Annotated in this window: 30 protein-coding genes; 21 read left to right on the plus strand and 9 right to left on the minus strand. The window is 43.4% G+C overall.

Annotated elements, in window-relative coordinates; translation table 11 throughout:
- Positions 1-162: 162 nt before the first annotated feature.
- Together BM195_RS06060 and BM195_RS06065 are read right to left on the minus strand one after the other, a co-directional pair.
- Positions 163-522: a Rieske (2Fe-2S) protein gene (locus tag BM195_RS06060; RefSeq protein WP_090235171.1), complete on the minus strand. Its 360-nt coding sequence runs from the start codon at positions 520-522 to the stop codon at positions 163-165.
- A 1-nt stretch (position 523) separates the two neighbouring features.
- Entirely contained in the window at positions 524-1,594 is a 1,071-nt protein-coding gene (locus tag BM195_RS06065; protein ID WP_090235176.1) for an amidohydrolase family protein, read from the minus strand.
- Between the two features lie 465 nt (positions 1,595-2,059).
- Between BM195_RS06065 and BM195_RS06070 the strand changes: the two genes are divergently transcribed.
- From BM195_RS06070 to BM195_RS06105, 8 genes are all read left to right on the plus strand, one after another.
- The gene (locus tag BM195_RS06070) at positions 2,060-3,085 is read left to right on the plus strand and encodes a C45 family autoproteolytic acyltransferase/hydrolase (protein WP_090235180.1); all 1,026 of its coding nucleotides are present in this window, start codon (positions 2,060-2,062) and stop codon (positions 3,083-3,085) included.
- A gap of 130 nt (positions 3,086-3,215) precedes the next feature.
- The gene (locus BM195_RS19090) at positions 3,216-3,572 is read left to right on the plus strand and encodes a DUF4181 domain-containing protein (protein ID WP_425283894.1); all 357 of its coding nucleotides are present in this window, start codon (positions 3,216-3,218) and stop codon (positions 3,570-3,572) included.
- Between the two features lie 67 nt (positions 3,573-3,639).
- Positions 3,640-4,458, plus strand: coding sequence for a type II pantothenate kinase (gene coaW, locus BM195_RS06080; RefSeq protein ID WP_170848168.1), 819 nt, complete (start codon positions 3,640-3,642; stop codon positions 4,456-4,458).
- Between the two features lie 186 nt (positions 4,459-4,644).
- A complete protein-coding gene (locus BM195_RS06085; protein WP_090235188.1) occupies positions 4,645-4,998 on the plus strand; it encodes a hypothetical protein in 354 nt (117 codons plus the stop codon).
- A 432-nt stretch (positions 4,999-5,430) separates the two neighbouring features.
- On the plus strand, positions 5,431-6,801 hold the full coding sequence (locus BM195_RS06090; protein WP_090235193.1) for a family 10 glycosylhydrolase: 1,371 nt from the start codon (positions 5,431-5,433) through the stop codon (positions 6,799-6,801).
- Between the two features lie 150 nt (positions 6,802-6,951).
- Entirely contained in the window at positions 6,952-7,380 is a 429-nt protein-coding gene (locus BM195_RS06095) for an ester cyclase (RefSeq protein WP_090235196.1), read from the plus strand.
- Between the two features lie 47 nt (positions 7,381-7,427).
- On the plus strand, positions 7,428-7,982 hold the full coding sequence (locus BM195_RS06100) for an HD domain-containing protein (protein WP_090235198.1): 555 nt from the start codon (positions 7,428-7,430) through the stop codon (positions 7,980-7,982).
- Positions 7,983-8,312: 330 nt separating this feature from the next.
- On the plus strand, positions 8,313-9,245 hold the full coding sequence (locus BM195_RS06105; RefSeq protein WP_090235200.1) for an aldo/keto reductase: 933 nt from the start codon (positions 8,313-8,315) through the stop codon (positions 9,243-9,245).
- Positions 9,246-9,364: 119 nt separating this feature from the next.
- On the opposite strand, the gene BM195_RS06110 is transcribed toward BM195_RS06105, so the two are convergent.
- Positions 9,365-10,786, minus strand: coding sequence for a M28 family peptidase (locus tag BM195_RS06110; protein WP_090235203.1), 1,422 nt, complete (start codon positions 10,784-10,786; stop codon positions 9,365-9,367).
- A 540-nt stretch (positions 10,787-11,326) separates the two neighbouring features.
- Between BM195_RS06110 and BM195_RS06115 the strand changes: the two genes are divergently transcribed.
- The 12 genes from BM195_RS06115 to crcB (BM195_RS06160) all read left to right on the plus strand — a co-directional run bounded on the left by BM195_RS06115 (position 11,327) and on the right by crcB (BM195_RS06160) (position 18,285).
- On the plus strand, positions 11,327-11,827 hold the full coding sequence (locus tag BM195_RS06115) for a GNAT family N-acetyltransferase (protein WP_244535683.1): 501 nt from the start codon (positions 11,327-11,329) through the stop codon (positions 11,825-11,827).
- A gap of 105 nt (positions 11,828-11,932) precedes the next feature.
- Positions 11,933-12,556, plus strand: a complete 624-nt coding sequence (locus BM195_RS06120; protein WP_090235206.1) for a protease complex subunit PrcB family protein — start codon at positions 11,933-11,935, stop codon at positions 12,554-12,556.
- Positions 12,557-12,595: 39 nt separating this feature from the next.
- A complete protein-coding gene (locus BM195_RS06125; RefSeq protein WP_090235208.1) occupies positions 12,596-13,090 on the plus strand; it encodes a GNAT family N-acetyltransferase in 495 nt (164 codons plus the stop codon).
- A 224-nt stretch (positions 13,091-13,314) separates the two neighbouring features.
- Positions 13,315-13,824 (plus strand): hypothetical protein, encoded by a 510-nt coding sequence (locus BM195_RS06130; RefSeq protein ID WP_090235210.1) that lies wholly within the window; start codon positions 13,315-13,317, stop codon positions 13,822-13,824.
- Between the two features lie 126 nt (positions 13,825-13,950).
- Complete coding sequence (locus BM195_RS06135) at positions 13,951-14,394, plus strand: nucleoside/nucleotide kinase family protein (protein WP_244535684.1); 444 nt, start codon at positions 13,951-13,953, stop codon at positions 14,392-14,394.
- Entirely contained in the window at positions 14,384-14,851 is a 468-nt protein-coding gene (locus BM195_RS06140) for a helix-hairpin-helix domain-containing protein (protein ID WP_090235213.1), read from the plus strand. The genes BM195_RS06135 and BM195_RS06140 overlap by 11 nt, the downstream gene beginning before the upstream one ends.
- A gap of 309 nt (positions 14,852-15,160) precedes the next feature.
- Entirely contained in the window at positions 15,161-15,238 is a 78-nt protein-coding gene (locus BM195_RS19095; protein ID WP_425283895.1) for a putative holin-like toxin, read from the plus strand.
- A gap of 332 nt (positions 15,239-15,570) precedes the next feature.
- Positions 15,571-15,684 carry an NUDIX hydrolase N-terminal domain-containing protein gene (locus BM195_RS19100; protein WP_425283893.1) on the plus strand — a complete coding sequence of 38 codons (114 nt, stop codon included), beginning with the start codon at positions 15,571-15,573 and terminating at the stop codon, positions 15,682-15,684.
- A gap of 232 nt (positions 15,685-15,916) precedes the next feature.
- Positions 15,917-16,039 carry a hypothetical protein gene (locus BM195_RS18805; protein ID WP_280141242.1) on the plus strand — a complete coding sequence of 41 codons (123 nt, stop codon included), beginning with the start codon at positions 15,917-15,919 and terminating at the stop codon, positions 16,037-16,039.
- A 183-nt stretch (positions 16,040-16,222) separates the two neighbouring features.
- Positions 16,223-17,476, plus strand: a complete 1,254-nt coding sequence (locus BM195_RS06150; RefSeq protein ID WP_090235218.1) for a CynX/NimT family MFS transporter — start codon at positions 16,223-16,225, stop codon at positions 17,474-17,476.
- 78 nt (positions 17,477-17,554) lie between these two features.
- A complete protein-coding gene (gene crcB / locus BM195_RS06155) occupies positions 17,555-17,938 on the plus strand; it encodes a fluoride efflux transporter CrcB (protein WP_090235222.1) in 384 nt (127 codons plus the stop codon).
- Positions 17,935-18,285, plus strand: a complete 351-nt coding sequence (gene crcB / locus BM195_RS06160; protein ID WP_090235226.1) for a fluoride efflux transporter CrcB — start codon at positions 17,935-17,937, stop codon at positions 18,283-18,285. Before crcB (BM195_RS06155) ends, crcB (BM195_RS06160) begins: the two co-directional genes overlap by 4 nt.
- A 274-nt stretch (positions 18,286-18,559) precedes the next feature.
- On the opposite strand, the gene BM195_RS06165 is transcribed toward crcB (BM195_RS06160), so the two are convergent.
- The 6 genes from BM195_RS06165 to BM195_RS06185 all read right to left on the minus strand — a co-directional run bounded on the left by BM195_RS06165 (position 18,560) and on the right by BM195_RS06185 (position 24,730).
- Positions 18,560-20,098: a solute symporter family protein gene (locus BM195_RS06165; protein ID WP_090235229.1), complete on the minus strand. Its 1,539-nt coding sequence runs from the start codon at positions 20,096-20,098 to the stop codon at positions 18,560-18,562.
- Positions 20,095-20,451: a DUF485 domain-containing protein gene (locus BM195_RS06170; protein ID WP_090235232.1), complete on the minus strand. Its 357-nt coding sequence runs from the start codon at positions 20,449-20,451 to the stop codon at positions 20,095-20,097. Before BM195_RS06170 ends, BM195_RS06165 begins: the two co-directional genes overlap by 4 nt.
- Before the next feature lie 218 nt (positions 20,452-20,669).
- Positions 20,670-20,810, minus strand: coding sequence for a LytTR family DNA-binding domain-containing protein (locus tag BM195_RS18970; protein ID WP_342028020.1), 141 nt, complete (start codon positions 20,808-20,810; stop codon positions 20,670-20,672).
- Positions 20,785-21,429 (minus strand): LytR/AlgR family response regulator transcription factor, encoded by a 645-nt coding sequence (locus BM195_RS06175; protein ID WP_342028018.1) that lies wholly within the window; start codon positions 21,427-21,429, stop codon positions 20,785-20,787. Before BM195_RS06175 ends, BM195_RS18970 begins: the two co-directional genes overlap by 26 nt.
- A 17-nt stretch (positions 21,430-21,446) precedes the next feature.
- Positions 21,447-23,189, minus strand: a complete 1,743-nt coding sequence (locus BM195_RS06180; RefSeq protein WP_090235236.1) for a LytS/YhcK type 5TM receptor domain-containing protein — start codon at positions 23,187-23,189, stop codon at positions 21,447-21,449.
- Positions 23,186-24,730 (minus strand): solute symporter family protein, encoded by a 1,545-nt coding sequence (locus BM195_RS06185; protein ID WP_090235241.1) that lies wholly within the window; start codon positions 24,728-24,730, stop codon positions 23,186-23,188. Before BM195_RS06185 ends, BM195_RS06180 begins: the two co-directional genes overlap by 4 nt.
- 349 nt (positions 24,731-25,079) lie before the next feature.
- On the opposite strand from BM195_RS06185, the gene BM195_RS06190 reads away from it, so the two are divergent.
- Entirely contained in the window at positions 25,080-26,216 is a 1,137-nt protein-coding gene (locus tag BM195_RS06190) for an MFS transporter (RefSeq protein ID WP_090235244.1), read from the plus strand.
- Positions 26,217-26,248 lie beyond the last annotated feature (32 nt).

The raw sequence follows: 26,248 nt of genomic DNA on the forward strand, positions 1-26,248 counted from the left end.
CGCAAGCTTCTATAAAAATCAAACCAGGCTAGCATTTTAATTTAATAACCAATCATTATAGCGGCAATAGTGGCGATATGCCCCGGGCAGAATCGGAAATCGCGATGATACCGGCGATTTGTTCAGTGTCGTTCACGTTATCACTTCTTATTCGCTCCATCGTTATTTATAAACAATGATACTTTCATCTTCTATACGCACATTGAAGCTCGGAATCTTTTTATCTGGGCTGGCAAGCATCCGTCCGTCGTTTTTGATATCAAATTCTCTGCCATGCCAGGGGCAGCGAATAATCTCACCGTGATGACAATAATCGTAATCCCCCGGCTTACTATGAGCAGTCGTCGCTCCGCACATCATCCCTTTATCGAGGGGAGCCCCCTGATGGATACATTGATTCAAAAACGCATAGAATTCCCCATCTGGTGTGCGGCACACCAATATCGTCTGTTTTCCAAAGGTGGTTTTCATCATGTGGCCTGGTTCTATATCGGATGTTTGACATACAATTTGCTCTTTCATACTATTTATCCTCCGCTTTCGGCAGTTTCGAATAAAAGTTCCTGGCGTTTTCAGCGAATATCTTATGCTTAAGCGTTTCATCCACACGTGGTAACGCTCTATGAGGTGAATCATAATCCCAGTGTGGATAATCGGTTGAGAAACAGAGCATTTCATCCGTACCCATCTGCTCAATCAATGAGTAGAATTCCTGTTTCGTTAGCTCCTCTGCAGGCTGTGTTGTGAAACGAACCTGATCTTTCATAATCTCGCTTGGCTTTCTTGTCAGCCATGGGACTTCATGACGCAAATCCCGATATTGCTGATCCATCTTCCACATCAGATGCGGGATAAAGGTATAGCCACCTTCAATCATCATGAGGCCTAGATTTGGGAACTTCTCGAACACACCATTGAACATCATGCTGGTAATTTGCTTCATGTGTGCTGTCGGAATCAATGTGTGCCACTCGATAAAATAGCGTGGCCATTTGCCGTAATAGACAGGTGGCTCGTTGTGGTGCATACCAATCATTAAATTGTGCTCTTCAGCGGCTTCAAATATAGGGTGATAGTACGGATCGCCCCACATAATGTCATCTATCGGCAGTAACACCTGAATCATTTTAGGATGAGAGCCGACGCGCTCAATCTCCTTAATCGCTTCGTCACGGTCCTGGGCGGCGATATGAACAGAGCCATATAACCGTTTATCCCGTTCCAGCCAATTTTCAATCTGCCAGTCATTATAAGCCGATGCCAGTGCTGTCGCCATTTCATACCAGCCATGCATTGAGGAAGGAGATGGGTCCAGCGCTCCTGTCAAAATACCAATATCATGACCGATATCGTCCAGCAGCTGTTCCCGCATAAATTCTAAGTCTGATCCTGCAGGCCGGCCATCCAAAAGTACTGCATCAGCCCGGTCAACTCCCGCAACGGTTGGCTGCGTATAAGGCATGTGTTTTTCCTGCATCCAGTGGCAGTTTTCAATGTAATGTCTGAAAGGTTCATCCAGTCTATCAACAATATCACTGTATTGAGCACGTTCATGAATGTCCGTGTCGACGATTGCCATTTTGTTATCACCCATATAAAGGCCTCCTTGTCATCATTTTTTGAACAATTAAAATAGTATCAGAATTGTTTCGTAGTCGCCAAACCCACTCACAGTGTATCATAAGCATTTAGATCATTCAGTGAAACGCAGTGAAGCTCAGAGACGTTCAGTGGCAGTTTTTCTACAATTTCATAAAATTTAAAATCATTTTAGTCCTAGTAGAATATCTTAAGTGACATCTAAACGGGTAAAGCAGAAACATAAAAAAGCTTCTTAAAGAGGCAGACATTTATCGGCTGATGGAATGTTTTTAAAGCGTATTACATCCGGTGATATATAGAGCAAAACGGTGAATGTTTAATGCTCGAGTGACCTGAAAATTCCAGAAATTTTTTATCGGACAAATGAACACATTAGACCGTTTCCCCGTATGAAATAAAGGAATTTCTAATCATTTTGTCGAAATAATCTAATGTCATATTTTATAGGAGAGTTGATATGTCTGATTTTAATGTGAATATATTCCAGCATCGAGGAAATTCGTATCAAATAGGGCTGAATCTGGGAAAGCAGCTGTTTGGCACCCGTATTCCCCAGAGATTTGAAAAGATTACTCATCCGGCAATTGATACAAGTAATATGGAAGAAATTTACCGGACATTTGCACCGCATTTGCTGGATGAGCTGGAAGGACTGGCTGATGGGCTGCAGGTTTCACGAGCAAAGGCTGCTGCGTTATTCAGCGGCTGCGATGTCCCTAAACATGAAGCGTTGGGCTGTTCAGCCATGCTGACGGATGATTATTATGTGCGAAATTATGATTTCACGCCCGAACTCTATGATGGTTATTTCAGCCTGATCCAGCCGCAAGCAGCTTTTGCAACAGCCGGTTACAATCTGCAGGTAGTAGGCAGGCATGATGGTGTGAATGAGCGGGGACTTGTGGTTGGGCTGCATTTTGTGAGCAATAGCGGCTATACGAGAGGTATTTCAGCATGGACAGCGATCCGGATGGTACTTGATACATGCTCAATTGTTTCAGAAGCAATTGATATGCTGAAGGAAATGCCGCATGCTGGATGTTATAATTTTTCCATGGGAGATAGAGCTGGTCAGACAGCCGTTGTCGAAGCGAGCCCTGAACATGTTGTTGTCCGTGAAGACCGATCTTTTTTAACCTGTACCAACCATTTTCAGGCCCAATCACTTCAGCATAAGAACAGACCGGTTATCGATAACTCCGTTGACCGGCATACTTATATACAAACGATGAATGAAAAAAAGCTGACACAGGAGGAAGTGTTTGACCATTTCCGCGATAAAGAATCACCGCTTTTTTATATGGATTATGATGCTTTATTCGGAACACTGCATACCTTTTCATATGGTTATAAGAATGGCAGGATTTTGACTTCCATTGCGCAAAGTGATCAGGTGCTTGATATTCATTTTGATGAGTGGGTGGCAGAAAGCGATTTATCAGAACAGCTGCTGCAGGGAATGATTGAGAGACCGATGAAATGAAATTTACTGTATCAGCTGGAGATCCGTTTTACATAAACTTAGATATTTTCAGCAGAGGTGACGTTTTGTGGATCATGTTGGGCTAGGAATGGATTTTTGGATAAAGTTATTAGGTTTGATAGCCTTTATGATGCTTACGATTTCTATTTTTAATTTCATGATGCGGAAGGTGCTGAACGTTAAGCGGAGGAAGGCCTTTTCAAATGTTCATGTGAATGGGTTGCACAAAAAAGGGGATATGTTCTTCAGGACCGTTTCGGTCATTGTAATCATTCCGATTCTTCTATTCATGCCACAATCCCCTATTATTCTTTTATGGGCACCTATTATCATAACAGCTATTGGTGAAGTTTTTCGTGCGTTTATAGAATGGAAGTACAAAAAGGGAACAAATGATTACTTATATACAATCTTTCAACTGATATTTTTGTTAACAGTTGTTTATGTTGTCATAGATTCTCAGGGGCTTGGATTGCTGACATTTTAAAAAGGCTGCTGATTGTAAATTTCGCTGATAAAAAATGCTGCAGTCATGCTTTAAGGAGGGGCAAGTCGTGAATCAAACAAAAATAGGCATTGATGCCGGGGGGACACTCCTCAAAATAGCTTATGTGGAAAATGACGCACTATATTACCGGTCATTCCGGTCACGAGATATTGACCGTGCGGCATCATGGCTAACAGATCATTTCGAGAACCCTGCCATATGTGTTACAGGCGGAAAAAGCCACGCGCTGGCAGAAAAGCTGAATGTACCGGCTAAAACGGTCCTAGAATTTGATGCGACCACACAAGGTATGACATATTTGGCAGATCAGCTAAACCATCCATTGGGCAATGATTTTCTATTTGTCAATGTTGGCACCGGTACATCGATTCACTATGTCCATGATGGTAAGCAAGAGCGGGTTGGCGGGTCCGGTGTTGGCGGTGGAACGCTGTTGGGGATTGGCTTTTTAGCAACTGATATGCAAGATTATGAAAAAATAATTCAGGCAGCAAGTGAAGGCAACCGGGAAAACGTAGATTTAAAAGTGAAGGATATCTTTGATGGATCGGTGCCGCCGATTTCCGGTGATCTGACTGCAAGCAATTTTGGAAAAACAGAAATCCTGGTGGAGCAGCCACCTTCCGATCCGGATATTTTGGCGTCCATTATTGGTCTCGTCGGTGAAGTGATTGTGACGATCAGCAGCCAATTGGCGGTGCAATATGACGCTGATACCATCGTTTATATCGGTTCATCCTTCCGTTCCAATCCGCTTTTGCAGCAGATTATCGAAAAATACACCCGTATGATTGGAAAAACGCCATTATTTTTGGAGAATGGTGAATACAGCGGTGCTGTTGGTGCACTGCTGGCCACCTATTGAAGTATGAATCATGCTTCATTTATCGCACTCTTCTCTGCGGATGTTAAGGGTACTGTAATCGCCGTGCTGGCTGTCATATCGGTACAGCAAATCTGGTATAATTATATGATACGGAAATAGGAAAAGACATGAAGTTTTTCCTATATTCTAAATAAAATCAAGCAAAATGGCAGGTGTGCATGTAGCATGACGTTGGAAGGAATCAGTAGTTTAGCTATTATCATGTTTGTTTTATGTATGATCATTGCTTTGGCCGTCAGTTACCTGTATGGCTGGAAAATGATTGAATGGACCGGCTGGTTTGGTTCACAAACGTTTATCGCGAGTGTTATTAATCTATTCCTCGGAGCGTGTTCGATGTTTGGCTGGTTTCTTTACGCTTTTGGAATTGATGAAGCGCTCTTTTTCGGCGGTTTGGCACTCGGAGGCGCGCTGCTTGTTGTCAGTGAATCTGTTCTAATCATTACGTTATATGTCAGGCGGGATAAACTGGTCGAGGCTTATCATGAACAAGCGGATAGTGTGTCTGAGCAGGAATGACTTATGATCAAAGAAAGGATGCGGTCAGTGAGTCCATTTCGAAAAGGGTTATGGCTATTGTTGATTAGCTTTGATGGTGCTGACAGGATGTACTGGCGTAAATAAATCCATAGAATAAATGAAAAAAAATCCATTTATGCTTTTAGGTATCATACTATAAATTCTTCACTAAACGATGTACATCTTCTCTGCAGTATTTCTATAAATCTATCTTTCTCCTCATTAAAATTAGCAGAAATTTTAGTATAATAAAATAAATTCGAATAGAGGAGAGGGATAGTTGTGAAGAGATGGCTTGCCTTACTAATGGCTGTTTTAATGGCTTTGTCTTTATTCCCGACGATAGGACAGGCTGAAGAGCAGGAAAAGCCGGAAGCGATTCGTGCCTTTTGAGTTGATGCTTTTCATGATGGGATTAAAACGCCTGATCAGGTGGACAACCTTGTTCAGGATGTACAAGAGGCCAACGCCAATGCGGTAATCGTGCAGGTGAGGCGCAGGGGAGATGCTTACTTTAACAAGGCGCTCGAACCACGAACGGAAGACCCTCGTCTGCAGCCTAATTTTGATGCGCTCGCAAATCTCATTGAACAAGCACACGGGAAGGGTATCGAAGTTCATGCATGGCTGACAACCTTGCCAATCTGGAATTCTTTATTTCCACCTGAGTCTGAACAGCATGTCTTCAACCAGCATGGTCCATCTGCTAGCGACAAGGATTATTGGCTGACAGAAAATGTGAATGGTGATAATCGTTCCGGAGCAGATTATATGCTGGACCCGGGTCATCCCGATGCGGCAGATTATACGGCGGATCAATATGTCCATGTCGTCCAGCAGTATAATGTTGATGGCATTCACTTGGATCTGGTTCGGTACACGGATCCTTCGTGGGGATATAATCCGACAAGTATTGACCGCTATTTGACGCAAACGGGAGCGGCGGAAGTACCTGAACCGGAAGACCCGCAGTGGAAAGACTGGCGGCGTGATCAGGTCACCAACCTGTTGCGGCAAGTCTATCTGCGTTCCATTGCAGAAGACCCGGACGTTAAAGTATCGGCAGCCACTATTGCTTGGGGGAAAGGACCGGAATCAATGGAAGAGTATAAGCAATCAGAACCATACAGTACAGTGCTGCAGGATTGGAACGGGTGGCTCGAGGAAGGCATTATCGACCTGGCGATACCCATGAATTATGATAGAGAACATGTACCGATTCAAAAAGCGTGGTATGATTTATGGATTGAATGGGAGAAAAATCATCAGTACGATCGACAAATCGCTGCAGGACCTGGCATTTACTTCAATACAATCGAAGGATCACTCGCACAAATTGGGCGGGCATTACAGCCATCTGCTGAAGGAAACAGTCTTGCCGGCACTGCGCTCTACAGCTATGCCTCTACCAATAACGGCGGAATTGCTAATGACACATTCTATCAGGCGTTATCACAGGATAGTGAATACGGCGACCCTGTCTTTTCTGAACCTGCCGAGGTACCGGATATGCCTTGGAAAACAACCCCTGAAAAAGGCTATCTGATGGGCTATCTTACCGATCAGGAAGGTCATCCAGTAGATAATGGCCAAGTACTGCTTCGCGGGTCTAAAGGGAACGTTTATCAAACTGAAACGGACGGCAATGGGTTCTTTGGGATAACAGATTTACCGGATGGTCACTATGTTGCCCAGGTTGACCATGGAACGGGTAGAGGAGCTGCCAAATCATTGGACATTCAGGCGGGAAAAGTGACGGAAACCGCATTGCAGGTCAAGGCGGTTTCGCAGAGCGGTAATTGATGACAAGTCGTATATTCAAGACAGAAAGCATTGCAACTCCCATATAAGGATATGATTTTTAAGCTCAACACATGTATAATCAGGAGAAGACGTATGATCATTTTCTCTTGATTTTTAAATGAACATGAATTGTTTTCAGGAGGTGTCAAAATGTCAGTTAATGATTCAAAGGAAATCTACCATCAGTGGGTAAAGGCATGGAATGAGGATGTCTCGTTACTTGATGAGATTGCGACAGCTGATTGTACGGTACACCAGGCAAGAACGGATGGGAAATATTCATACGAACAAATAGGTCCTGAAGCATTAAAGGGAATTATAACGGACGGCAAAGCTTTTTTTACTGATGTGAAAATGGACTTGGAAGTAGGCCCCATTACAGATGGCAATTATGTATCAGCACGCTGGAAGTTCACGGGGATTTACGATGGAAACATGCCGGGTGCTCAAGCGGAGTCGGGAAAAAAGATATCCTTTTATGGGATGGATCTATTTCTGATAGAAGACGGAAAGATCCAGGAATATTGGGTGAGTTCGGATGGTGTGGATTTGATGGGGCAATTGGGGATTTTTAAGTAAAGTTTAGGTGCAAATTGCCCATACACCAGAGGGAGATGTGTGGTTGGATGGAAGAGTATGCGAATATCATTTCATTTATTCAAGAAATCGAACGTTTAAAAGATACTGAACGGACGGCATGGACAAGCGAGAGGAGAAGGGAAAGCACCGCAGAGCATTCGTGGCGGCTGGCTATGTTCATGATGGCTTTGGAAGACTATTTTCAGGATATCAATTTTAACAGAGTCCTCAAAATGGCTTTGTTGCACGATCTTGGTGAAGCCTATACGGGAGATGTTTCCGCTAAGGTACAAGTGGATCATGACAATAAACTGCAGACAGAAAAAGAGGCATTTATCAAAATAACCGAATCGCTTTCAGAATCCGCCCAGTGTCGGTGGATGGCATTATGGGCGGAATACAATGAAGGCCAGACAAAAGAAGCCAGGATGGTCAAGGCACTCGATAAAATAGAAACCATCATCCAGCATAACCAAGGTGTCAATCCATCCGATTTTGACTATCATTTTAATCTGGCATACGGGAAGGAACATGCATCTTTTGATCCGGTCATAGAGTCAATCCGGGAATTGGTGGATCGGGATACTCGAATGAATTGTTAATAGCGATTGTTGGTCAATAAAGAATGGGCAGGCTCATTCGGTTTATTACAGGATATTCCCTTAATCGTCGTGATATAGCCTGCTCATAAACCCTTGCACTCCACCTTCCCTGGAATTTTGCAGAACTCCATTCGAGAAATGATGTCCACAAACATTCATGCTATCATTATATCAAAGAAATGGCTATTGGAGGAGAATTTTCATGAGTGGGAAATATACGGCCGTGTGAAATGCCAGAGCATTAAAATTTTTAGTAACGCTTGTCTTTGATAAGATGAAAAAAATGAGGTATATTAAGAATTTACATTTCCGAAAGGGGAGGAAGTGACAATGAATAATCCGGTTAAACTTGGTCAATCTGATTTATACGTCAATCCGATTGGTTTAGGTACGAATGCAGTTGGTGGTCATAATATTTATCCAAATCTCGATGAAGAACAAGGGAAAGATGTTGTCCGCCAGGCAATCAAAAGTGGCGTTAATTTTATCGATACGGCGTTTATTTATGGGCCGAAGCGTTCAGAAGAACTCGTTGGGGAAGTCGTCAAAGAAAGTGGAAAACGAGAAGAACTGATTATTGCTACAAAAGCAGCCCATAGGACCGTTAATGGTAAGACAACATTGGATAATTCGCCGACGTTTTTAAAGGAATCGGTTGACAGTGCTCTGAAACGTTTGCAGACTGATTATATTGATTTGTTTTACATCCATTTCCCTGACGAAAACACACCAAAAGCAGAAGCTGTCGGTGCATTAAAAGAATTAAAGGATCAGGGAAAGGTTCGAAGCATTGGTGTGTCGAACTTTTCAATTAAACAGCTTGAAGATGCCAATCAGGATGGCTATGTAGATGTACTTCAATCAGAATATAACCTTTTGAAGCGTCAGGCGGAAAGCGATTTACTTCCTTATACAGCGGAAAACAACATTTCATTTGTCCCATATTTCCCACTTGCCTCTGGTCTGCTGACCGGTAAATATAGTGAAGGTGCAACATTTAATGACTTACGTGCAGACAACCCGCTTTTTCAAGGGGAACTGTTTAAAGAAAACCTGCAAAAAATAAATAAATTACGGGCTGTGGCAGAGAGCAAAAATGAAGAAGTTGCGCATGTCGTGCTGGCCTGGTATTTGACACGTGATAGTATTGATTCCATTATTCCAGGTGCCAAAAATATAGACCAGGTAAAAAATAATCTAAAAACATTAGATATTGAATTGACACAGTCTGAAATTGATCGGATTAATCAAATTTTCAGATGATCCATATGCTTCATACAGGGGCATTTTGAGGTTGCCCCGGAAGTGTTCTTTCATATGCACAAATGCTATAAAATAAGGCTGTCAGGGATTCCTGACAGCCTTTCATAACACCACACCAATTATTCTGTTAGTACAGGTTCTTCATTCAGCAGATAATCGCTGGCGTCTGGAGCAGGTGTGTTTTTAGTGCTTTTCGGCTTGCCCCGCGGTACATCCTGCCGTACTGTGTCATAGACAGCAGCACCAATCAGCTCTCCGTTTGTCTGGATCCGCTCCGGGCTGATTTTGTCTATCGTATCAAAAGGGGTATGATACCATGGTTCCAATGAGGCAGTTTCAGGATCTCTTAGAATGAAATTAGCTGCATCGATCCCGGCTTCATAGAAAGATACATGATCCGAAGCCCCTCTCTCGTATAGAATAAGGCTATCATTTTCAAGTCTTTCACCGGCCGCTTCAGCCGCCTGCCATACCGTGTTCGGTGCGCCGTCCGTGACATTCACGTATAATGCTGAAGCCTGATCCCAGCCGGTTCCGACCATATCCATATTGAAAGCTGCCAGACTATTATCCACATCTTGTGCAGAAAGGCCGCTGACATATTCGCTGGATCCGACCAAACCAATTTCTTCTGCACCAAAGAAGACAAAACGAACTTCTTTATCCGTTGGGAATGGCTCCATAATTCTTGCCAGTTCTAGCGCGACACTTGTCCCTGATGCATTGTCACTTGCGCCGGGTGAATAAGGAACACTGTCATAGTGTGCGGTGACATAGACAATATCATCATCATTGACTGGTTTTCCTTTTGGCTCTTTAACAGCAACGATATTTTGGGATTGCTGGTCACTGATTTCTGTGATGCTGAGTGTTGTGCGGACTTCCTCATTGGCTATTTCTTCCATAAGTTTTTGTCCGTCCTCCATGGTGATGGCCACGACTGGAATGGATGATTCATTGTCTCCCAGACTTGGGGTAGGTGGAACCAGATCTTCTGCGTTATCATAAATAATCACGCCTGCCGCGCCAGCATTAATGGCATTTTCGGTTTTTTCCCAGAAGCTCATTTCACCGCGCTCAATGAGCGCAATATTTCCCTCTGTCTCATCAGGAAAGTCATCAGGCAGACCGACACCAGCATCAACAATTTTTCCTGTGACATTCTCTCCCTGTGTACTTGCAGATCCTGTTGCAATGCGGAGGGCAAGTTCCTCTTCATTGAGGGAAGTTGTTAGATCCCCTTCCAAACGGTCAGCGATACCAAATGTTTCCGTTTCCGTTTCGTAGCCATAAGCCTGCAATTCCTGTTGTATATATTCGGCTGCTACCAATTCCTCCTCTGTACCTGCTACCCGGGGACCAATGTCTTCACTCAGGTGGGAGATATGTTCCATGGCCAGATCGGAATTGAATCGTTCGGTGATTTTTTTGTCAAAGCCGGAACCGTTTCCGCCCTTATTCGGAAGAGCAGCAGCGGTTCCTGTTTGCATAATGGAAAACAATAGGACAAAGACGGCAATGGTCGCAATCAATTTTCGCAAAATCAATCTCTCCTTTGTAATCAATTGGGTTGGCGATTTGAGTCCATCTAGTCAGGAACCTCACATCAAATATCACTCCTTAAAGATTAATAGATTGTATGCGCTATCAAATAGTGTTACTATTCATTTTACTAGGAATGGGAATAGAGACAATAGGACAACAGTAATATTAATGGGTGACAGTGATGATAATACACAACTGATGAACTAAGACTTTTGGAAATAATGAACTTCAAACATTTAGGGCGAAAACAACTGAAGGAACTCACGGAAACTGCCTTCATGACCTACCCATATCTAGGAGATCAGCCGTTATCCAGCCTTTGGGATCATTTCTTTTAAACCACCAGTCAGTCATATGGCAGGGGCCGCTGTAGCATTAGGGTAAAATGGGATGAAAAAGAAAATGTACTGTACTCTAGCGACGGTCATTCAATTAAATATAACCCCATCTTTTGTTTTAGAAAATAAACACCCTGCTCGTATTGATGAAAACAAATTGGCAATCGATTTGAAGTGATTTGAAAAGGAGAAAATAAGATGATACGCAGTACAGAAAGATTACTGTTCCGTTCATATCAGGATGATGATTTTAGTTTTCTCATGTCCCTGCTGGCAGATCGGGAGGTGGTCAGATTTATTGGCGATGGACAGACGAAAAATCGAAGTGAAGCGGAAAAATTTTTGCATTGGATTTACAATACATATGAATATGGTTCCAACATGGGATTGAGACTGCTTATTGATAAGAAAGACCGTATTCCGATAGGGCATGCTGGTCTTGTCCCACAGACGATAGATGGGAAGGAGGAAATTGAAATAGGCTATTGGATAGCCCGCAAATATTGGGGGCAAGGTTATGCAGCTGAGGCGGCATTAGGACTTAGAAATTATGGCATCCAGCAACTTGACATACAGCGATTGATTGCATTGATACAATCCGGGAATACTGTGTCTGAACTTGTCGCAAAAAAGATTGGAATGCATTTTGACAGGAGGATTACATTATCTGGCAAGGCTGTTAATGTATATGCTACATAGCGTATACGTAAAATAAATGTAATTTTGTATTAAAATAACGTTAATTTTAAAGGATTCACAGGGGTCAGCTAGAATTAGTAGTATAGCTGAAAGGGGTATCCGATTATGAAGCGGAAAGTTTTGTTCGCTTTTATGCTAATCATGTTGCCGAGCCTTTTATTAACTGGCTGCGGGTCAGGAACAATGGAGGATAACACAATGACTGGAGAAGGACCAATTGTAAGGGAAAGAACGGATCTGTCATTTAAGACGATTGATATAGATGAAGGACCGGAAAGGGTCAGAAAGTGGATTGAAAAAAACAGGTCTGAGGAAGCGAAAAAGGTTTTTCATGTGAACGGGAAAACGTATGTGATCATCATGCTGGGTCAAAAGTCAACCGGCGGATACCATGTTGAGATAGAGAAAATACAGCTCGCCAAAGTTGTTTCACCGGAGTCTAAGGCGGGATCGGGAACAGTTGAAGTGACACATCATGTGACTGAACCGGAAGAAGGCAGTATTAACATACAGGCGCTTACCTATCCGATTGCTATTGCCGAACTGAGTGGCGTGCATGATTACGGGTTTCAGTTTTCGACACCACTTAAATCAGAAGAGCTAAAAGAAAATAACGATCAGTCAGTTGAAAATGATAGCGATTCATCAACGCAACAGGCCAGTGACGGTGCTGAGGTCGAGCTTGTTCGACCAGAGGAACTGACGCCTGAGGGAAACGTTAAAGAATAGGGTACAAGTGAAGACGCTTGTAAAGGGGAGGGCATGAAGATGATCATTAGACCAATTGAAATAAATGATGCGGAAGAATTTCTTGAGTTGAATAGGCGAATTGATGAGTCCGGATTCATGTTACATGAGCCTGGCGAAAGAAAAACAACTGTCGAGCAGCAAAAACAGGCGATTGAAAGGATTTCATTTGAGGAGCGGTCCGCCCTTTTTGTAGCTGAACTGGATAAAAGTCTTGCCGGTTTTATAGCAGTATTTGGGGGTAAAATGAAACGGGATCAGCACTCAGCGTATCTTGCACTAGGCGTTCATGACGCATTTCATGGGCGGGGGATAGCGACAAAACTAATCAAATACGTGTTTGAATGGGCTGAAGAAACTGGTATTTCTAGGCTGGAACTGACGGTGATCAAAGATAATGTAAAAGCGATTAACCTCTATGAAAAAATGGGGTTTCGGGTTGAAGGTGAAAAGGTTCACTCGTTGATGATAGACGGAAGCCCCGCTAATGAGTACTATATGTATAAATTGGTATAAATGCTGTGTTGAAAATGGATTCTGCAAGGGGGCTTTTTGGATGAAACAAAAATAACCATGATTGTTGCTGTTCATTGTTTTGGTACAAACAATCGAATGATTGTTTGGTTTTCCGTGGGAAGGAATTATTGTCTGGGTGCTTACAGTGAGATCCGTATTAGCTGCTACGTATTTGTTTCCTGAATAACGTTTTGAATACGGATGAAATATAAAGGAGGCGAAGAATGAAAAGAGAAATCCATATGTCCGAGAAGCTGTTTGTCTTAGGGTTAGCACTGATTTTGCTATTTATGTTAATGCATGATTGGGTTTCGCTCGGATCGTTAAATGATGTAGATGCCATCAGTTCAGAAAAGACAACAGGCGAATTAATTCAATCAATTTTGATCAACGCCGGTCAGTTCCTCATTTTAATGACAATTACACTGATTTATATTGGAAAAAGATACCCGATATGGGCCAGGCTATGGCTTGTCATTCATTTGGCCAGTATATTATATGGCGCAATAGCTTCCTGGTGGCTTCCTTATTTCTTTGGCGCTTCACAGGAAATGGCAGAAAGCTACCATATCATGTTTGGCAATACCCATGCTTTTCTGCCGGAGATGAATGGAATAACGCCAAATACAATTCATGTTATTTTCCATTTTACATTGCTTTTAACCTTGGTTCTTGCTATCTATATAGCAGCGACAAAAGGGAAGATAAAAAGTAAAGCTAAGTTAACGGCATAAGCGAAATGAGGCTTATACTTATGAAAGACCCTTTGATTGTATCAATTGCAGCTGTTTCCGGCGTAGGTAAAACATCAGTAACTAACTGTTTGCTTAATAGATTAGACGGTGCAAGGGCTTTATATTTTGATGACTATGAATTCAAGGGCGTTCTTAGATGATCTCGGCAAGTGGGCTGACAATGGGGCAGATTATAATGACTGGGACCTTACACCGTTCGTTAAGGATATCGAGTTACTGCTTGATGCTAAATCGCTTAATTATATACTGTTAGATTATCCATTTGCTTATTTACATCATGATGTTAGTGACTTAATTAATGTCGCCTTTTACATTGATACACCGTTAGACATTGCTATGGCAAGAAGGTTACTGAGAGATTTTAGGGAAACAGCAAATGAAAGAGTTCATGAGGAGTTAGAAGCTTATTTAGCTCAAGGCAGGTCGGCTTACTTGGTTATGGACGAAAAAGTAAAACCTAATTCTGACTTTATAATTGATGGTTTATTATCCTTGGATATTATCACTAAAAAAATCATTGAGAAAATAGGTGAAGAGGATGCCAAATAAAAATCCGAAGCTGCCATTGTCAGTGGATGAAAGAGCGAATTTACGAGAGGCTAAGATCAAATTAAGCGACATCCACGAGCTGGAAACACCGGAATTGGCCCACGTTTTAAAGACACCTAAGAAGCGCACACGCTATATCAAGGCTTTAGCAACTTTTCAGAAGATCCCATCTATCGGCCATAAATTTGCTGATACACTTGTTGAGAACCTTGGTTATTATAGTCTCAATGAATTAAAAGACAAAGATGGCGCTGTATTACTGAATCAGCTGGAAAGCGATCTAGGGTATTGGGTTGATCGGTGTGTTGAGGATCAAATCAGATGTGTCATTCATCATGCCAATCATCCCGGCTCCACGAAGCAATGGTTTGATTTTACGGACGAACGGAAAGATTTTCGCAGAATAAACGGCTATCCGGAATCAAGACCGGAAAAAGCTTGGCACAGTCAGAGATAAGGATTATGAATGATTGAAAAGATTGATATAACGTATCATGGATCAGCACGGGACTTTGATAGGTTAGAGATCGTTTGGTGATTTGGAGTTGACAATGAGAGGTGAAATAGAGGATGGCTTTTAGCTCTTGCTTACAAGCGATGCAAACAATCTGTTTGTATACAAGGATGGCATTGTATTGTTCAGCTGTATATCTATTATTCCCCATTGATCCCTAGAATTCTGTTATAATAAAGTCAAGTGTAATAAGGCTTTCATGGGTGGTGGCTCACTCCCTTTTCACCTTTTTTATGAGAGGGGGTGATGCCTATGACAGTTTTCGAATCATTAATCTTAATGATTACGTTCGCAACACTTGTGGCTGCGATGCTGTCGGAAAAGAAATAACCACCCTGTAAGAGCCTGGTAAGCATTCAGGGTGGTTATTTTCACCAATGTGAGCCGCCCCCTTGAAGGGCTATTGCACATTAGGCCGTTTGGTGTTGGAGCACCATTCGGTCTTTATTAACGTATTTCCTATCTATATGTATTATACCTCATTTCATTAAAATATAAAATAAAAACTTCTGGCCATCCTTAAAAGAGGATTTTTGGCCGATTGCCAGGGGTATATAATGATGGATGCTTTTTATGACAAAAACGTGACGACGTGGATAAAAAGGAAGGCTGTGTATTTTCGATTTATACAAAATGATGCGGAATGATTGGTGGTGAGACGATTGGAACCGAAATGGCTTGAATGGGCTAAACAGCTTCAATCAATCGCACAAACGGGATTGACGTATTCAAAAGATATCTATGACCTTGAGTGGTTTGAGTTAATCGGAACATAAGTGTTGACATAATGGAAAGCTATACAACTTTGAACATGATAAAATTAAGGGGTTGTTTGCCAATGAAACGAGCTATGCCACGTCTAAACAAGCAGCAGTGAGGAAAATCCTTCCTGTGTTTTATTTCCGGGAGAATTCTGTGATTATTCATAGTTCTCCATTCCTGGATATTTTTCAGACAATGACACATCCTACTTTTATAGACTTTTTATAAATGGCAGGGACCAGTGTTATGAACATAGCAGATATCATGACCGTATGTCCGGTTGGGGTTGCGACAATAGATCCGAATCTGCAGAAAGACCTGGTCGTGACGAACCGGAAATATGAGTCAAATCAGTGTATCCTCAGTTGACTTTACCGGAAGGACGATGTTTAAATGTACCAGGATGAACCTTTTTCCTTATGACTTCTATTAAGGGCAGGGGTTCCTTTTTTGTTGGAGTTGACCGTATATATGGAATAGTAAGATATCAGATGCGAATTCTTGTTACATAGTCAGGCAGGTATCTTGCAGGCGGAAGGAGCATCTTGATTGATGGGTATCTATCAGTTCGAAAACTTAAAAAGATATAATCAGTTCCTGTTGATTGCTGGAATCATTGTCATTGCCTTTAATCTGCGTGCGGCCATTACGTCTGTCGGTCCATTGGCCAATGTGATCGGGGATGACTTGGGGCTTGACAGTTGGAGCATTGGGATATTGACCAGTTTGCCGCTGGTGGCGTTTGCCGTGATGTCGCCGGTTGCACCGAAACTTGGCAGAAAGTATTCAAATGAAGTGGTGCTAATTGCCGGTATGGCTGTTCTTTTAACAGGGCTATTTGTACGTTTGATTCCCGCAGCAGTCTACCTCTTTGGCGGAACATTGCTGATTGGACTGGGGATCGCTGTTTCCAATGTTCTATTGCCAGGTGTCATTAAAGAAAGATTCCCGAATCGAATTCCACTGATGACAAGTGTCTATTCGATAGCTATGGGGCTTATGGCTTCATTGGCATCTGGTGTCAGTGTCCCTCTTGCCGATGCAGCTGGACTGGGCTGGAAAATATCTCTGGCTGTTTGGGCGTTGCCTGCGATAGCTGGGATTGTGATCTGGGTTTATTTTGTCAAACAGCGGCGATCCGCAAATGATGTAAGCGTTCATTATGTAACAGCCAGTGACGTACGGATGTGGAAATCGCGTCTTGCCTGGGAAGTGGCTGCATTTCTTGGATTGCAGGCATTCTTGTATTATGTGGTTATAGCGTGGCTGCCTGTGATTCTGCAGGATTATGGTACAAGTAGCCAAACAGCGGGCTGGATGCTGTCTTACGCACAATTTATCGGTTTGCCGGCCAGTTTACTGCCGGTCGTTGCCGGAAAACTTAAATCACAAAGTAGCCTGACGGTTGGTATCTGCTTGCTGGCCTTTACTGGTACAGCTGGGCTGCTGCTTGGACAATCCAGTTTTATGATGATCACAAGTGTTACATTACTTGGTATAGCCACCGGCGGACTTTTTCCATTGTCGCTCGCCTTTTTGGGTATGCGGGCAGGTGATGCACAGCAGGCTGCGGAATTATCTGGCATGGCTCAGGCACTCGGTTATTTTCTTGCTGCACTGGGGCCGATCTTTATTGGTTATCTGAATGACCTTACAACAGGCTGGGAAGTACCACTGATAACAGTGCTTGTTGTGACGGTACTGATGGCCATTGTCGGTTTCGGTGCAGGCCGGGCTCGAACAGTGGAGGATGAATTTGTTAACATGGCTGAGCGTGAAAACACTGATACCAAAATGGATATATGACCGTGTCCATATAAGTGAGAACACTTCCATATGGTATGATAAGGAAGGATCACGCAATGTAAAAGGAAGGTGAAGTTCATGCGTATGCTGCTGGTGATGGCGGGTGGCTTTTGTGGTGCGATAGCAAGGTTCACACTTGGAGAATGGATTTATACAAATGGATTTCCGCTGAATACCTTATTGATCAATTTAGCTGGATGTTTGCTTCTCGGATGGTTTCTTACGTTTGTCAGCAGGCGGGGGGATGTGCGGTCAGAGATTTCATTATTAATAGGAACTGGATTCATAGGATCGTTTACGACTTTTTCGACATTTTCAATGGAGACGATTCAACTATTTCAAGCAGGGCTGTTGTTTTATGGCATCTTTTATATTTTAGCCAGTACAATAGGGGGATTATTATTGGTATATACTGGTTATTTGTTGGCTGTTTCCCCTGGTAAGGCAGGTGGACCCGCATGATCTGGCTGATTGGACTGGGCGGTTCATTGGGGGCAGCTTCCAGATATTTGATTGCTGAATGGATGAAGCATAAGACTCGTGCCTTTCCTGCAGGTACTTGGATTGTGAATATAGCCGGGTCTTTTTTGTTAGGAATGCTTGCTGACTTTCATCTGGCAAATGATATGAATGATGCCCTATGGCTCTTGTTGGGAGCAGGATTTTGTGGTTCTTTTACAACCTTTTCAACTTTTGGACATGAAACAGTGACGTTATTGCAATCAGATCAGTATAAAACAGCTGGCCTTTATGTGGTGGCATCGATTGCTGTTGGGCTGGCTGCAGCCACAGTGGGATTTTGGATTTAAAAATGAATGTTTCATAATTATTTGCGATAAAGCAGATGTCGAATAGATAACATTTCATAACAACTTCATGTAAAATCGCCAGACCTCGGTTAATTCATACAATAATTCGCGTGGACATCACTTAATTTCGCGCGACACCAGTCTGAAATCACGACCCCTCCACCCAATTGCGTGACATGTCCCTCTAAACCGAGACAGTAATCTCTATTCGCACGACGTCCGATACAAGAAAGCGACCGCTATTACAGCAGTCGCTCTCATCATGAACAAATCTTCAGCTTCCTGTTCCTCGATACCCTGTATTGGCTTTAATTTTGACCTCGGCATACCGTTTCACATCTGTTTGCCCGGAGAATATCGTACCAAGATAACCCCCGAGAAAACCGAGCGGTACCGAAACCAAAGCTGGATTGGTAAGCGGAAAGATCGGTTCGCCGACAAACAACGCTTCTCCTTCCACCGGCGAGAATACACTCGGGCTCATGGATACAAGGATTAATGCTGTGAATAAGCCGGTTAATATTGCTGTGACAGCTCCTGTTGTGTTGAACCTTTTCCAGTACACTGTGTAAAGGATAACCGGCAAATTGGCACTGGCAGCAATACAAAAGGCCAGCGATACAAGGAATGCCACGTTCAAATATTGTGCAAACAATGACAAAACGATAGCGAGTACAGACACGGCGAAAGCTGCATAGCGTGCTGCCAGCATTTGCTGCCGGTCAGATGCTGTTCCTTTTTTGATGATCTGTCCATATAAATCATGGGCAAATGCTGATGCCCCCGAGAGGACAAGACCAGCTACAACCGCCAAAATGGTAGCGAATGCCACGGCAGCAATAAACGCAAATAGAAACTCTCCGCCCAATGCTTCTGCCAGCAATGGTGCGGCCATATTGCCGCCAGGGTTTGCCTCTACAATCGTTGCATCGCCAACAAAAATAGCTGCTCCAAAACCAAGAAATAACGTCAATACGTAGAAAACCCCAATGATCCATGTTGCTGTAACAACTGACTTTCTAGCTGTTTTGGCATCTTTAACGGTAAAAAAGCGCATCAAAATATGCGGCAGACCGGCCGTTCCAAGCACAAGAGCCAACATCAGGGAGATAGTCCCCAATGGTTCCGTATATTGCAACCCTGGGTTCAGATAGTCGGCTCCATGACTTGTAGCCGTTTTGACTTCGCTAAACATGGCCCCGATATTAAAGTTAAAATGCCATAAGACGAGGAATGAGATGATCAGCATACCCGCCATCAAAAGAACTGCCTTGACGATCTGTACCCAGCTTGTGGCGATCATGCCGCCGAACAGCACATAGATGGTCATCATAACACCGACAATCAGGACAGCCACCGTGTAAGGAATATCAAACAGCAGCTGGATAAGCGCTCCGGCACCAACGAGTTGTGCAATCATATAAAATATAGATATGGTGATGGTACTCAGTGCTGCTGCGCCTCTTACTTTTTTGGCATCGAACCTTGCATTAAGCATATCAGCAATGGTATATTTGCCGAGGTTTCTCAGCGGTTCTGCTACTAAAAATAAAACAACAAGATAAGCAATCAAGAAACCGATACTGTAAAAGAAACCATCAAACCCATAGAGTGCAATCGACCCGGCAATCCCAAGGAAAGAGGCAGCAGATAAATAGTCACCTGAAATGGCGAGCCCATTCTGGAATCCGGTCAGACCTCCGCCAGCTGTATAAAAATCACCGGTTGTCTGGGTCTGTTTTGAAGCCCAATAAGTAATGACTAGTGTCAAAGAGACAATAGCTAGAAAGAGCACGATAACCGTTGGACTCATGACGCCTTCCCTCCATCCTGAATCTGATCTTCAATGATCTGATTTGCCTGATCGTCAAAGGAAGCGGCTTTTTTTACATAAATTGTACATAGAACCCACGTCATCACAAATTGCGCAAATGCAAACAGCCATACCCATGAAATATCACCGATTGCTGGTGTATTCAAAAATGTTGTATAAGACGTTAAAATCGGAAGCAAAAAATAAAAGATCAGAAAGAAAATAGTATACGGCAAGATGAATTTTTTCTTGTTTTGCATAAAGTTTTTAAACTGCTCACTTTGCTCCACCTTTTCAAAGTCAACATTATGATTGACATGATGGCTCGTGTTATCTTCGCTTACATTACTCATAAAAAACCTCCCGTCGATTTCGAATTAAAGCAAAGGGTGGACGCAGTTGTCATATGGCCGGCCGCTCACTTCTTGTCAGATCGCATTCGAAAGAAATCACCTCCAGATGATTGAAAACGTTTACTATGAAGTATAAGTGATGTTTAGACCTGCTGCGGGAAAAATTGAATCAATTGTTGTCAGCGGTGTTTGAATTGTCAAAATATATTGGTGAGCGGTCAGCTTTTAAACGTTTCAAGCAAAATTTTCCGTGCTGAGCGGCTGACCGGTAATGTTGTGTGATCTTTATCTTTCAGGGTTACATTGTAGGCACCGTTAATCCACGGTGTAATTTCACGGACATAATTCAGGTTGACCAGGTAACTTCGGTGTGTCCGGAAAAAAGGAAAGCCCCTGCAGTTTTTCCTCCAATTCCTGTAACGTCATCCGGCTTTCGATCACTTCATCTTTTGTATGGATCTCCAGCAAACGGTTGGATGGGACGGCATAAAAAATGGAATCGGGTGATAAAACAACCATGCGATCACCATCGTCAATCAGCAGTTTTGAGGTCGCTGAATGATCCGCAGACTTAAGCTGCTTGTCTTTTTTCAGGGCAGTTTGTTCCAGTTGCTTTCTGATTCGCTTCATTGTCTTTTGAAAACGGGCATCGTTATAAGGTTTCAGCAAATAATCAACAGCTGCAATTTCAAATGCATCCACTGCGTATTCATCGTAAGCTGTCGTAAAAATGAAAAGCGGTGGCTGGATATAAGAGAGTTGAACGATACGTTTTACTGCCTCAACACCTGTCATTCCTGGCATTTGTACATCCAGAAAAATAACATCAGGTTCATGTTCCACATATAAATCAACTAATTGTTCACCTGTTTCAGCGTTGGGACAAATCATGACGTCAGATTCTTGTTTCAATAAGTAGATGAGTTCTTCACGTGCCAGCTGTTCATCTTCAGCAATCATGGCGTGAGTCGTCTTCATGATTATACCTTCCTTCTTCATTTATCATTATACGGAATCGTAAAATAAACTTCACTTCCACTGTCGGGCAAATTGCGTATATGCAATCGTGCTGATTCACCAAGCAAACTGATTAAACGCTGATTGACATTGTACAGCCCGGCACCTCCATTTTGCTGGTTCGGTGAAGTATTTCCGGCATCTTTTAAAATCGTTTCAGGGAATCCGGATCCATTGTCACGTACAGCTATCCGAATGTTTGTGCTGGTCTTTTCCATGCTGACGATAACTTCTCCGCTGTCTATCACATTTTTCAAGCCATGCCGCACGCTGTTTTCAACAAGCGGCTGAATCGTTGACGGCGGGATAAAAGTATCGGCAATCTCATCAGGTTCCGAAAAATGAATCGTTAATCGGCTGGAAAAGCGCGTTTGAATGATTTCAATGTAAGCCTTGACGTGCTGACATTCTTTTTCCAGCTGGATAAGTGATGTCGAAACCAGTCCGATATTAAAACGCATATAATGCGCCAGATGTACGGTAATATGGCGTGCTTTCTCTGGGTCTTTTCGGTATAATGCTGCAATTAAATGGAGTGTATTAAACAGAAAGTGCGGATTGATCTGTGCCTGAAGGTTTCTCAGTTCCGTATCACGAATATGCGTTTTTAATTTTTCCGCTGCGATGGTATTCAGCTGATTGGAAATCAATTGTCCTAATCCTTTGGCCAGCACGAGTTCCACTGGGCGCATGTGATGTGCTTTCCGGAAGTAAAATGTAATCAGTCCTGCTGATTCATGTGCATCCATAATCGGGATAATAATGGTTGCTTCGAACGGACAATTTTCGTGCCGGCACTGTATTTCCGAACGCGAGTAGGCCACCTGCATCTGCCGGGAGTCAATCGCGTGGTGGGACAAAGATGTATTGATCAGATCACCTTCTTTATGATGATCATCCCCCATCCCCCGATGAGCCAAAACTTCCCGTTCATTAGTTACGGAAACAGCAGCCAACTCTAAGCGTTCATAAAGTAAATCGGCAATTCCTGAAGCCATTTCCCGGGCGGAATCTTTTTTTATAAACGGGAGTGCTTCTTCCGCTATGGTCAGTGCTTGTTTGGTTGCGAGGGCTGCTTCATTTTCTTGCTCCTTTAGTGCAATTCCGATCATAGCGGTAAAAATAGCAATGGAAATGCTGTTTGATAAAACGAGCGGCAAGCCAATCGTGTTCACGGTTGCAATCATATCCTCTGAATTCGGTTCAGCAATCAGCAGCATATGCATTTGCAGAACCGGCGGGAAAACGCCAATGAACAAAGCTTTCATCGGTGAAATCACTCGCTCATTTGAAAAAAAGCGGGCAGTCCACCCTGCCAAGAGTCCTGTCAGTGGATTGACAAGACTGTTCGCTATAAAGCCTATGCCTCCCAGGAAAAAAAGATGTGCTCCGGCGATGATGCCCGCACCCAATCCGACGAAAGGTCCGCCCAGCAACCCTGCAATGACAATCGCAACAAGACTTAAGCTGACTACCATTTGATCCTCACCGACAGCAATCCAAACGAAATCGCGGGCAGTAACCGTTTCCCCATCAAGGACAATTCCGGTTATCGTACCGGCCATCCCGAACAGGCCGAACACACAGGCATGGACAAGTGTCATTTTTTTGCTGAATTCACGCTCAAGCAGTGACCTGAAACCGGGAATGCGTGTCAGCACAAAGGCAATGACAAGCAATAATCCCAACCGTTCGAACAAAATCATCGTTAAATACTTCATTGGTGATGTTCCCTCGTTTCAATCCCTGTCTGAGCCTTCAGATAGAATTGCCGGAATTCTGCAGTGTTTTGCACTGACGGCTCTGTTAACAGAGACCCCAGAAAAGTCCCCAAAAATCCGATTGGAATCGCAACAATGCCCGGATTCGATAATGGAATAAGCGGCTCGTGCGGAATCCATCCGCCATCAGGATTCATAATGTGCGGTCCCAGCACGAGCAGTGTCAGGGAAACGGCCAGTCCCGTTATCATTCCTGTGATGGCCCCTTTTTCATTAAAACGCTTCCAATAAATCGTGAACAACAGTACTGGCAGATTGCTCGAAGCGGCTACAATAAAGGTTAAGGAAACGAGGAAGGTCACATTAATATTTTTCAGTCCAAGCGCAAACAATGTAGAGATCAGTCCAACGACAAATGCCGTCCACTGTGCCGCACGTAATTGTGTTTTCTCAGTTGTTTGTCCTTTTTTAATAATGTGGAAATAGACATCGTGTGAAAAAGCTGTTGTGGCTGAAATGACCAGGCCAGCGACAACTGCAATAATCGTTGTAAACGCGATGGCCGCAATGAAAGCCATCAGGAAATCCCCGCCCAATTCTCCAGCAAGCAGCGGTGCAGCAAGATTCCCTGTCGGATCAGCTGCTGTTAATGGCCCATACCCGATTAGCGCAACGGCACCCAATCCGAGAACAAGGGCGATGATGTAAAAACTGCCAATAATCCAGCTGGCGGTCAGCAGTGATTTGCGGACTTCCTGCGTATTCCGGACTGTAAAGAAACGGATCAAAATATGCGGCAGTCCCGCTGTTCCAAGGATTAAGGCGAGATGTAATGACAGGCTTTCTAACGGGTCATTATATAGGTTGCCAGGCAGAAAAAATTGCTCCCCCAATGGCGTGCCCGATGTCACCTGGGCAATCAATGCCGTCATATTCCAGTCAAAACGCGAAAAAACAATTAATGCCAGCAAAAACGTCCCCGACATGAGCACGACTGTTTTCACAATTTGCACCCATGATGTGGCAAACATGCCCCCGAACACAACATAAATCGTCATTAAACTGCCGATAATCAGGACGGAAGTGGAATAGTTAATATCCAGCAGTAGCCGGAGCAGAAGACCTGCAGCCACCAGCTGCGGAATCATATACAGAATGGAAATAATGAGTGCGCCAATCGCCATCATCCAGCGTATCTGATTACCCGGAAAACGTGAGCAAACGACATCGCCGAGCGAATATTTGCCCAGCCGGTGAACCGGCTCAGCGATAAAAAATAAAACAATTAAATAGGAAACTAAAAAACCGATCGCATACAAAAACCCGTCATAGCCGCTGATGGCAATGGTCCCGATAATTCCTAGAAAAGATGCCGCACTGATATAATCCCCGGCAATCGCCATTCCATTTTGGATCCCGGTTAAACGGCCTGCCGCCACATAAAACTGATTGGTCGTTTTACTCTGCTTCGCCGCCCAATATGTAATGATTAACGTACATACAATGATACACAGAAAGAACAGAAAATAGGTAAGGTTCACTGTTCCACCTTCTTTTGCAATGATCTTTCACATAGGAGGGCAGATGCCTGCGTAATAAAATTCATAATTTAATAAATTATCTTATAATAATCGTAACTCAATCTCTCTTATTCGTAAAGCATGGTCTTCATCATGAGAGACATTGTTCAATAGTAAATTTGCAAAATGTCCATGCTGGAAAAACGTCAAACATCAGGAAAAAGCCGGATTCACAGGATTATAACGCTAAACTTATCATCCTCCTGTGACATGTTGCTGCTTGTTTTCCTGTTCTTAAAATCGGGAATGACTAAGGTAATCGGATGGAAAAGCAAACGACGGAAAACAGCAGCGGGAGGGCGCTTTTGTTATGGTGAATAAGCTAACAGTAGGGTTGATCCCGGCCCCTGAATTACCGGAAACAGTTGCTTCCAAATTAATGGAACGCCTACCGGAAGCCTTGTCTAAAAATATTGATGGTGATATTTCTTGGGAGGTCAGTGTTGTTCGTGATCCCCTTACAGGTGCTGCCGAAAATGTGGACAGGCTGATTAAGCGGGCAGAGGCCATTAAGCAGGCACATCAGTGGCATTATACGGTGTGTCTGACTGATCTGCCTGTCTTTTCCAATAAGGGTGTTGTGCTGGGGGATGTGAATGATGAAAAAGGTGTTGCACAAATATCTGTTCCCGCGTTTGGGCTCCCGCCTGTACAAAAGCGAGTCAAGAAAGCAATCATCCAAATGGTCGGTGAATTATACTTCAGGGTGAATGGCAAACTGATAGCCAACGGGGACAATATCGTCCACAATACCGGTTTGCTGGCGAGACGGTTTTTTTCACCGGTCCGTAAAATCACGGCTCCTGATGATGGAATTGAAAAATCCGATGTCCGATTCATCCTCAAACCCAGAACGTATGGAAGGTTTAGACTGCTCCTGGGAATGACCCATGCGAACAGACCGTGGTCGATTATCCCGGCCTTTAAACGTGTGATGGCCATCGCTTTCGCAACGGGTGCATACGGGCTTGTTTTTCGGACACTCTGGAGACTCAGTGCATCGTATGAATCAACACGTTTTGTGGTGTTAATGCTGGGGGCTATTCTTGGTATGGTGATTTGGATCATTTTCGCGCACAACCTGTGGGAAAAACCGAGCGGGAAAAGCCAACGGAAAATGAGATTATTGTATAATGCAGCTACATTTCTAACATTGGTTGTTGCTGTAAGTGTCTATTATGTGATGTTATTCGTATTGTTTTTGACGGCGGTCGCTTTCATTGTACCACCTGAATTATTTAGTGATGTTGTAGGCATGGAAGAGGATAAGGTCGGCTTCCATCATTTTATGCAGCTGACGTGGCTTGTCACGTCGGTTGCAACGGTCGCTGGTGCTATTGGCTCCGGTCTGGAAAACGATAAAACGGTCCGAAACATTATGTATGGATACCGGCAGCAGCAACGTTCTGAGGAAATGGACTACTACGGCGATGATGTGGAAGATTAATGGTGTGTTATAATATAAATTCCGCAGCAGCA

The organism is Lentibacillus halodurans, assembly GCF_900112045.1.
Taxonomy (GTDB): domain Bacteria; phylum Bacillota; class Bacilli; order Bacillales; family Amphibacillaceae; genus Lentibacillus; species Lentibacillus halodurans.

What these genes read in the sequence shown, in the direction of transcription:
- BM195_RS06060 (WP_090235171.1), bottom strand. Translation starts at nt 522, where the DNA reads ATGAAAGAGCAAATTGTATGTCAAACATCCGATATAGAACCAGGCCAC.
- BM195_RS06065 (WP_090235176.1), bottom strand. Translation starts at nt 1,594, where the DNA reads ATGGGTGATAACAAAATGGCAATCGTCGACACGGACATTCATGAACGT.
- BM195_RS06070 (WP_090235180.1), top strand. Translation starts at nt 2,060, where the DNA reads ATGTCTGATTTTAATGTGAATATATTCCAGCATCGAGGAAATTCGTAT.
- BM195_RS19090 (WP_425283894.1), top strand. Translation starts at nt 3,216, where the DNA reads ATGCTTACGATTTCTATTTTTAATTTCATGATGCGGAAGGTGCTGAAC.
- BM195_RS06085 (WP_090235188.1), top strand. Translation starts at nt 4,645, where the DNA reads ATGACGTTGGAAGGAATCAGTAGTTTAGCTATTATCATGTTTGTTTTA.
- BM195_RS06095 (WP_090235196.1), top strand. Translation starts at nt 6,952, where the DNA reads ATGTCAGTTAATGATTCAAAGGAAATCTACCATCAGTGGGTAAAGGCA.
- BM195_RS06100 (WP_090235198.1), top strand. Translation starts at nt 7,428, where the DNA reads ATGGAAGAGTATGCGAATATCATTTCATTTATTCAAGAAATCGAACGT.
- BM195_RS06105 (WP_090235200.1), top strand. Translation starts at nt 8,313, where the DNA reads ATGAATAATCCGGTTAAACTTGGTCAATCTGATTTATACGTCAATCCG.
- BM195_RS06115 (WP_244535683.1), top strand. Translation starts at nt 11,327, where the DNA reads ATGATACGCAGTACAGAAAGATTACTGTTCCGTTCATATCAGGATGAT.
- BM195_RS06120 (WP_090235206.1), top strand. Translation starts at nt 11,933, where the DNA reads ATGAAGCGGAAAGTTTTGTTCGCTTTTATGCTAATCATGTTGCCGAGC.
- BM195_RS06125 (WP_090235208.1), top strand. Translation starts at nt 12,596, where the DNA reads ATGATCATTAGACCAATTGAAATAAATGATGCGGAAGAATTTCTTGAG.
- BM195_RS06130 (WP_090235210.1), top strand. Translation starts at nt 13,315, where the DNA reads ATGAAAAGAGAAATCCATATGTCCGAGAAGCTGTTTGTCTTAGGGTTA.
- BM195_RS06140 (WP_090235213.1), top strand. Translation starts at nt 14,384, where the DNA reads ATGCCAAATAAAAATCCGAAGCTGCCATTGTCAGTGGATGAAAGAGCG.
- BM195_RS19095 (WP_425283895.1), top strand. Translation starts at nt 15,161, where the DNA reads ATGACAGTTTTCGAATCATTAATCTTAATGATTACGTTCGCAACACTT.
- BM195_RS18805 (WP_280141242.1), top strand. Translation starts at nt 15,917, where the DNA reads ATGAACATAGCAGATATCATGACCGTATGTCCGGTTGGGGTTGCGACA.
- BM195_RS06150 (WP_090235218.1), top strand. Translation starts at nt 16,223, where the DNA reads ATGGGTATCTATCAGTTCGAAAACTTAAAAAGATATAATCAGTTCCTG.
- crcB (WP_090235222.1), top strand. Translation starts at nt 17,555, where the DNA reads ATGCGTATGCTGCTGGTGATGGCGGGTGGCTTTTGTGGTGCGATAGCA.
- crcB (WP_090235226.1), top strand. Translation starts at nt 17,935, where the DNA reads ATGATCTGGCTGATTGGACTGGGCGGTTCATTGGGGGCAGCTTCCAGA.
- BM195_RS06165 (WP_090235229.1), bottom strand. Translation starts at nt 20,098, where the DNA reads ATGAGTCCAACGGTTATCGTGCTCTTTCTAGCTATTGTCTCTTTGACA.
- BM195_RS06170 (WP_090235232.1), bottom strand. Translation starts at nt 20,451, where the DNA reads ATGAGTAATGTAAGCGAAGATAACACGAGCCATCATGTCAATCATAAT.
- BM195_RS06175 (WP_342028018.1), bottom strand. Translation starts at nt 21,429, where the DNA reads ATGAAGACGACTCACGCCATGATTGCTGAAGATGAACAGCTGGCACGT.
- BM195_RS06180 (WP_090235236.1), bottom strand. Translation starts at nt 23,189, where the DNA reads ATGAAGTATTTAACGATGATTTTGTTCGAACGGTTGGGATTATTGCTT.
- BM195_RS06190 (WP_090235244.1), top strand. Translation starts at nt 25,080, where the DNA reads ATGGTGAATAAGCTAACAGTAGGGTTGATCCCGGCCCCTGAATTACCG.